The organism is Caballeronia choica (assembly GCF_001544535.1).
GTDB classification, from domain to species: domain Bacteria; phylum Pseudomonadota; class Gammaproteobacteria; order Burkholderiales; family Burkholderiaceae; genus Caballeronia; species Caballeronia choica.
This window is the reverse complement of sequence record NZ_FCON02000242.1, coordinates 1-7321: the sequence shown is the minus strand read 5'-3', so window position 1 is coordinate 7321 and position 7321 is coordinate 1. Positions and strand designations below refer to the sequence as shown.

The 7321-nt window shown below is 61.3% G+C and carries 7 protein-coding genes and 1 pseudogene; 7 read left to right on the top strand and 1 reads right to left on the bottom strand.

The genetic code is table 11. The features are described 5' to 3' along the window. Nucleotides 1-547 precede the first annotated feature (547 nt). The 5 genes from AWB68_RS50250 to chrA all read left to right on the top strand — a co-directional run bounded on the left by AWB68_RS50250 (nucleotide 548) and on the right by chrA (nucleotide 3498). The gene (locus tag AWB68_RS50250) at nucleotides 548-796 is read left to right on the top strand and encodes a BON domain-containing protein (RefSeq protein ID WP_235028793.1); all 249 of its coding nucleotides are present in this window, start codon (nucleotides 548-550) and stop codon (nucleotides 794-796) included. A 6-nt stretch (nucleotides 797-802) separates the two neighbouring features. Next, complete coding sequence (locus tag AWB68_RS41080) at nucleotides 803-1042, top strand: hypothetical protein (RefSeq protein WP_087649886.1); 240 nt, start codon at nucleotides 803-805, stop codon at nucleotides 1040-1042. Between the two features lie 49 nt (nucleotides 1043-1091). Next, nucleotides 1092-1601 carry a flavodoxin family protein gene (locus AWB68_RS41075; protein WP_087649885.1) on the top strand — a complete coding sequence of 170 codons (510 nt, stop codon included), beginning with the start codon at nucleotides 1092-1094 and terminating at the stop codon, nucleotides 1599-1601. Between the two features lie 166 nt (nucleotides 1602-1767). Further along, a complete protein-coding gene (locus tag AWB68_RS41070) occupies nucleotides 1768-2217 on the top strand; it encodes a universal stress protein (RefSeq protein WP_087649884.1) in 450 nt (149 codons plus the stop codon). Between the two features lie 81 nt (nucleotides 2218-2298). Then, nucleotides 2299-3498 (top strand): chromate efflux transporter, encoded by a 1200-nt coding sequence (chrA, locus tag AWB68_RS41065; protein WP_087649883.1) that lies wholly within the window; start codon nucleotides 2299-2301, stop codon nucleotides 3496-3498. Between the two features lie 231 nt (nucleotides 3499-3729). On the opposite strand, the pseudogene AWB68_RS41060 reads toward chrA, so the two are convergent. After that, nucleotides 3730-6107, bottom strand: a pseudogene (locus AWB68_RS41060) (phosphoketolase family protein). Between the two features lie 165 nt (nucleotides 6108-6272). Between AWB68_RS41060 and AWB68_RS48585 the strand changes: the two are divergent. Together AWB68_RS48585 and AWB68_RS41055 are read left to right on the top strand one after the other, a co-directional pair. After that, nucleotides 6273-6443, top strand: coding sequence for a hypothetical protein (locus tag AWB68_RS48585; protein WP_160110165.1), 171 nt, complete (start codon nucleotides 6273-6275; stop codon nucleotides 6441-6443). A gap of 318 nt (nucleotides 6444-6761) precedes the next feature. Continuing rightward, a partial coding sequence (locus AWB68_RS41055) for a VIT1/CCC1 transporter family protein (RefSeq protein ID WP_200828942.1) occupies nucleotides 6762-7321 on the top strand: 560 nt, incomplete at its 3' end.

Sequence of the window (7321 nt, the reverse complement as noted above, 5' to 3'; positions counted from 1 at the left end):
TGCGCGGTCGCTGGCATCGAGATGGACAACGATACTTTTGTAGCTCATCGCTTCTCTCCTGTGGAATACGGGAATGAATGGGCGCTTTCGCGCCCGGATTGCATCGACTCTACGAGCGGGCCGCCTTTCGCCGTTGATTCAGATCAAGCGCAGCGAAAGGACGTCCACACGAGGACGCGGCTTGACGCAGATCAATCGTCGACGGCCAGGCGAGGCTAGATTGGTTCTGTGCCTAAGCGCTCTTCATCCTCGAGGAGGTCGACATGAAGGCACGCGCCTTTCACGGTCACCGTCGAAAATTGCTCGACGAACGGCCCGTGCCGGCACTCGCGGCCCTCCCACACGCGATCGTCCGATGCCGTGCACGACGGTCTGCGGCGTCGATCTGGACATCCTCAACGGAGATGTTCCCGGTTGGGAACCGGAGGGTGGTTCGATGGGTGATCCGAAACGGACAAGCCGATTCACCTCGGTCCATTTTCGACGTGCGGATAGAGTTGGAAAAGCAGGAGGAGAGTGCGATGAAAGCTTTGGGGATGTGACGGCGGTGGACAATCAGATCACGGCGCGGCCGGACTTCGCTGCGGGAGCCACCGGGGAGAGGATCGGGCAGGCGCTCAGCCGGCATGCCGGGCGGGAAGCGCACCACACCGTCGTCGACGCGCGCGACGGCACGGTCACGCTCACGGGTACGATCGGCGCGCATGCCGAGCACGAGACGGCTCGCGGTGCTGCCTGGTCCACGCGTAGCGTGCATGCGGTAGCCGACAACCTCGAAGTCGAATCAGGAAGGTGACCGACCATGGCACTCACGGGAAAAATCGACGGCGCGGACTGGAGCGTGCATGCCGACACGCTGGACGTGCCGGGCGGCTACGTGTGCGAGTTGCGCGTGGAGCATCGGGATCCGAAGGGGTTTCGCTTCGAACATCGCTTCAGGCATTCCGGGCGCTTCGATAGCGAGCGCGACGCGATCCTCGCGGGTTTGCGCGAGGGCATGGTCTGGGTCGGGTTGAAGCTGACGAAAACCATTGGCGTGTAGCCGGCAGGCGCGCCGTTTCGGGACAATGAGGGGATCAGCGGGAGCAGTCATGTCGAGAGTATTGATCGTCTATTTTTCACGCACCGGAGCGACGCGCAGGGTTGCCGCCGCACTGGCGACGACCCTGCACGCGGATGTCGAGGAAATCATCGATCGGAGCGACCGGTCGGGGACGCTGGGGACCCTGCGGTGCGTCCTCGACTCGGTGATGGGGCGGTCCGCATCGATCGAGCCGATGCGACATGATTTGTCCGCATACCACATGGTCGTCATCGGCACGCCGGTCTGGGCGGGCAGAGTGAGCGCGCCGGTGCGCGCGTGGCTCGCGACGCACCGGCGCCGGCTGCCGCGCGTCGCATTTTTCTGCACGCTCGCCGGTCGCGGTAGCGAATCCGCGCTCCAGGAACTGTGCGAACTGGCGGCCAAGCAGCCCGTCGCGCGCTGTGCGATTAGTCAAAGAAACGCACCGCAAGGCGAGGAAACCCGTGCGTTGAATCTCTTCGCGCAACGGATCGAACGCACGCTTGCCCATATCGAAGAAATCGAATGGGCGGCCTGAGGGGGGCAGTCTGAACGAGACAGGAACCTACCCCAACCGCAGACGGCGGGTTGGGGCTACTTCTGCATTCTCTGCGTTGAGGCCGCGCTGATGCCGACGCACGCAGCGGACTTCATTCGCCGACTGGCGGGACGCGACACGGCACACCTCGACGAGGGATTACATCATGTACAGCAGGATTCTGGTTCCCATGGATGGCAGCAAAGCGTCTGAACGCGCTTTGAACGAAGCGATCCGGATCGCCGGTGACGGGCGGGCACAAATCCGGGTCGTGCACGTTCTCGATGCTTCGACGGCGTATTCTTATCCAGTGACGCATCGAACTGAACTGCGCGAAGAAGGGCTGCGCATGCTCGAGGGCGTGCGGCTGAAACTCCAACAGGCCGTCGTCCCGTGCGAGGTGCAATTGGTCGAGACGGATAACATTCACGAGACCATCGCCGAATGCCTGAATCGCTACGCGCAGAGTCATCAAACAGATCTCGTGGTGATGGGGACGACCGGACGACGGGGGTGGCGCAGAATGGCGTTTGGCAGCGTGGCAGAAGGCCTCGCCCGGATCGCGTGCTGCCCCGTGCTGCTGATGCATGAGGAGCCGAGCAGCGGCAGCAAGTAGGGTGCCCGTATACAATAAAGTGATGATCGCGGTGACACACGACGTACGGCACAGATCTCCCTTTTACCATGCTCGACTCGAATGGGTAACGTTGCGGAAGTTCTCGCAGTATTTCTCAAGCTCGGGCTGACGTGCTTTGGCGGCCCCATTGCACATCTGGGCTACTTCCGCCGCGAGTTCGTTGCACGGCGCGGCTGGCTTGACGACGAAACGTTCACCGAGTTGGTCGGGCTCTGTCAGTTCCTTCCAGGGCCGGCCAGCAGCCAGGTGGGATTCTCGATCGGTCTTTTGCGAGCGGGGTGGCTTGGCGGACTGGCGGCCTGGTGCGGGTTCACACTGCCTTCAGTCATGCTGTTAATCGGCTTTGCCGCCATCACCCCGAGTCTAGGCGGGCTGCTTGGCGGCGGCTTTGTTCACGGTCTGAAACTGGTCGCCGTCGCAGTCGTCGCTCAGGCAGTGTGGGATATGGCACGGCGCCTTTGTGCCGATCACCGCCGCGCAGCTATCGCCCTCACCGCCATCGCGGTGCTGAGCATTCTGACCACTGTCTATGCGCAACTGATCGTGATCAGCATCGGGGCCGTGCTCGGACTCGCGTTGTGTCGAACAGCGACAACATCAAACAGCGTTCGCGTGTCGCAGGGCACCCACGGATTCGGTATTTCCCGCACGGCAGGCGCCATCGCGTTGATCCTCTTTAGTGCCTTGTTGTTCGGACTTCCACTGCTAACCAGCCTCCATGCAAGTCCCGCCGTCAAGGTCATGGAAGCGTTTTATCGCTCGGGTGCGATGGTGTTTGGCGGTGGTCACGTCGTGCTGCCGCTTCTGCAGCAGCAGACTGTCGCGGCCGGACTGGTTGCTTCGAACGACTTTCTCGCCGGCTACGGTGCTGCGCAGGCGGTCCCGGGTCCCTTGTTTTCGTTTGCTGCATTTCTGGGTTGGATGATGATGCAAGCGCCGAACCACTGGTCTGGTGCACTGCTTGCCACTGTTAGCATTTTCCTGCCGGGCCTCCTGCTTGTGCTTGCGGCGTTACCCTACTGGGGAGCACTGCGTGCACGTCCGTCGATGACTGCATTGCTTGCAGGAGTGAATGCCGCAGTCGTCGGACTCCTGGCAACCGCACTGTACTCACCGGTCTGGACCAGCGCAGTTCTATCGAAGTCTGACTTCGCTGTCGCGGCTTGCGGTTTCTTCCTGCTGACGCGGTGGAGGGTCCCGCCCCTCGCCATCGTCGTGCTCAGTGCGCTGGCCGGTGTTGTGCAGAGCACCTTGCATTAGAGCGGCGGCCCCGGCGGGAACTCGAAGAGCCTTTTAAGGGCGGGAACTCAAAGCACTGCAATGTTCTCCTTCGGTTACCCGTTCATTTTGGATGAGCAGCGACCCTCCGTCACCTTACCCTTCAAAACCGACGGCGTGCTATGCCACGCGCGAAGACCGGATCGGCCGCAACACGCTGCGGATTGCGCCTCTGGATAGCTCTCCTGCGTTTGCCTGCCAGGTGCAAGGCCCTCAATCATCCCAGGTCCACTCGCGGATCTCATCGCAATCGATGCCTTCCTCGTGCGCATGCCGGATGCTCTCGATGATCTGCTCCTTGAGCCAGTTCTTGGTATGAGCGCCCGAGTCCGCCAAGCGCGGTACGCGGTCGATCACGTCGATGGAGAGTGTGTAGCGGTCCACCTCGTTGATGATGGCAAGCTCAAATGGCGTATTGATGTTGCCTTTCTCGCGATAGCCGTGCACGTGGATATTCTCGTGATTCGTGCGATTGTAGGTGAGCTTGTGCACCAGCGACCCATACGAATGGAAGTTGAAAATGACCGGCTTGTCGCGCGTGAAGATCGAGTCGAAGTCGCGATGCGAAAGGCCGTGAGGATGATCCGTATCCGGCAAGAGACGAAACAGGTCGACCACGTTGACGAAGCGGATTTTGAGGTCCTTGAAGTGTTGTTTCAGGATCCGCACGGCGGCGAGCGACTCCATCGTCGCGATGTCGCCCGCGCAGGCCATCACGACGTCGGGCTCCGCGCACGCGTCGGTCGATGCCCAGTCCCAGATGCCGATTCCTTTGGTGCAGTGGATGATTGCTTCTCGCATGCTGAGATATTGCAGATGCGGCTGCTTGTCCGCGACAATCACGTTCACGTAGTCACGACTGCGCAGGCAATGGTCCGCCACGCTCAGGAGGCAGTTCGCATCGGGCGGCAGATAGATGCGCACGACGTCCGGGCTCTTGTTCGTGACGACATCGAGAAAGCCCGGGTCCTGATGGGTGAAGCCGTTGTGATCCTGCCGCCAGACGAGCGACGTGATGAGCAGGTTGATCGACGGCACCGGTGCGCGCCAGTCGAGGTCCTTCTTTGATTTCTCCAGCCATTTGGCGTGCTGATTGAACATTGAGTCGATCACGTGGACAAACGCCTCGTAGGTGGCAAAGAGGCCATGACGCCCGGTGAGCACGTAGCCTTCGAACCAGCCTTCGAGCGTGTGCTCGCTCAGCATTTCCATCACGCGACCGTCGGGCGAAAGTGCGCCCCCATCACTGTCCTCCGGCTTCGTCTGCGCTATCCAGCGCTTGCCTGACGCCTCATAGACCCCGTCGAGCTTGTTGCTCGCCGTTTCGTCCGGGCCGAAGAGCCGGAAGTTGGTCATGTTGCGACGGATCACCTCGGTGAGGAACCTGGCGAGCACGACGGTCGGCGACTGGTACACGGTGCCTGGCGCCTGGAATTCGAATGCGAAGTCGTGGATGTCGGGCAAATCGAGCGACTTGCGCAGCTTGCCGCCATTCGCGTGCGGTTCGCGCTGATGCGCCGCTCGCCCTTCGGCGCGAGTTCGCGTAGCACCTCGATTAGCCGACCCTCTTCGTCGAACAGCTTTTCGGGCCGGTAACTGCGCATCCACGCTTCGAGGAGGCGCAGGTTCCCGCGGTTGGTCACCGGATCGGATACTGGCACCTGGTGCGAGCGCCAGAAGTCTTCCACCTTGTGACCGTCCGCTTCCTTCGGACCTGTCCAGCCCTTCGGCGTGCGCAGCACGATCATCGGCCAGCGGGGACGCGTCGAGTCTCTGCGCGTGCGGGCATGTTGCTGAATGGCGCGGATCTCTCCGATGCATGCGTCAAGCGTCGTCGCCATTCGCTGATGCATTTCCTCGGGCTCGCAGCCTTCGACGAAATGGGGCTTGTAGCCATAGCCGATGAAGAGCGCCTCCAGCTCTTCGTGCGGGATGCGTGCGAGGATCGTTGGATTGGCGATCTTGTAGCCGTTCAGATGGAGGATCGGAAGGACCGCGCCGTCCGTGACCGGGTTAAGGAACTTGTTCGAATGCCAGGACGTGGCGAGCGGTCCGGTCTCGGCTTCGCCGTCGCCCACCATGGTTGCGACGATCAGCCCGGGATTGTCGAATGCGGCGCCATAAGCATGCGAAAGGCTGTAGCCGAGCTCGCCGCCTTCATGTATCGAGCCGGGCGTCTCGGGCGTGCAGTGCGAGCCGATCCCGCCCGGCGACGAGAATGCGCGAAAGAGCCTGAGCATGCCGCGTTCATCGGCGCCGCGGTCCGGATAGACCTCGGAGTAAACACCCTCCAGCCAGGAGTTGGCGAGCGTCGCAGGCGCGCCGTGCCCGGGTCCGGACACGAACAGCACGTTCAGATCGTCTCTCAGGATGAGGCGGTTCAGATGCACCCAAGCGAACGACTGGCCGGGGTCAGATCCCCAGTGGCCGAGCAGGCGCCTCTTGATGTGCTCCGGCACGAGCGGCTCTTTCAGCAGCGGATTCGCGCGCAGATAGATCATGCCCACCGATAGATAGTTGCAGGCTCGCCAATAGGCGTCGATCTTGCTCAGTTCTTCGGGCGAAAGCGGCGGCGTTTGGGGGCTTTGCATTGGTGCAGGCGATTGACTGTCGAGGTTCAATTACTTCTGTCGATCGTGAATGAATGGTTTTGATTCGATTACCCGAACGCCGTCCGGGGCAGGTGGGCGACAGCCAGACATGAAAACAGGTTAGTTTCTGAAGCGCATGTGTCGTGGGAATGAACAAATGGACCAATGGCACATGGTAGCCGTCGCGTCGAAGCGATGCATGAGGCGCAGGAAGCTTTCGGCGGCGCTGCCGAGCGTGAACTGCCGCGATCCGCGACGACAGTGCGCGCCCATGTCGCCCATGTCGACCAGGTCGACCAGTTCGGCGTCGAACTCGCCGCGCATTTCATGATGTAATGCGCGATGCCGTTGTCGATATGGGCTCGAGGAGGGGTGAGGCGTTCGACTTGATCCGAGTCTACGAACATGAGCCTTGGCGCCCTTGATTCAGATCAAGCCTTTCGCTTGCGATCGCCTCCAGGCGGCATAGGCGCAAGTCGGAGCGCGTACCGACATCTGCGAGGATCTGCACATCCTGAAGGCGGTTCGGTGCAGCAAATAAGCGGAGTGAGATGCGATAGCATTCTCACTCATTGTCGTTCTTAGGGTTATTCGAGCGGTCGCACCAGATTCGCCTTTACTCTTTCTTGAGCGAAACGAGCGATAAAACGAACAATGGCATCGCAGGCGGAGCTCAAGCGATTCAAGTCCAATCTTGCAGACGAACTCGACAGTGCGGCGCTATACGACACTCTCGCACGTGCCGAAACGCAGGAAGACAAGCGGCGTGTGTACGCTGAACTGGCTTCCGCGGAGCGTCGCCACGCGGACATCTGGGCAGCGAAACTCAAGGCGAACGGCGTCTCCCTGCAGACGCATCGACTGAGCGCAAAAACCTGCCTCATGCGTGCATTGGTCCGCGTGTTTGGGCCAGACGTCGTGCTGCGCTCCGTTGCGGCGAATGAGATGGCCGATCGCGACAAGTATGCCGGCCAGCCGGACGCCGCTCAGATGTCCAGGGAGGAGCGGCATCATGCTGACATCGTGCAGGAAGTCGCGAATCGGGGTAAGAGCGGCACGTCTCGCGAACGTTCGATTGCGGCAGCCGAGTCGTGGCATCGCGGGGTAGCCTCCGGTAATGATTTGCGCGCGGCCGTGCTTGGAGCGAACGATGGTCTCGTGTCGAACTTTTGCCTCATCATGGGCGTGGCCGGTGCGGGCAGCAACAGCAAAAC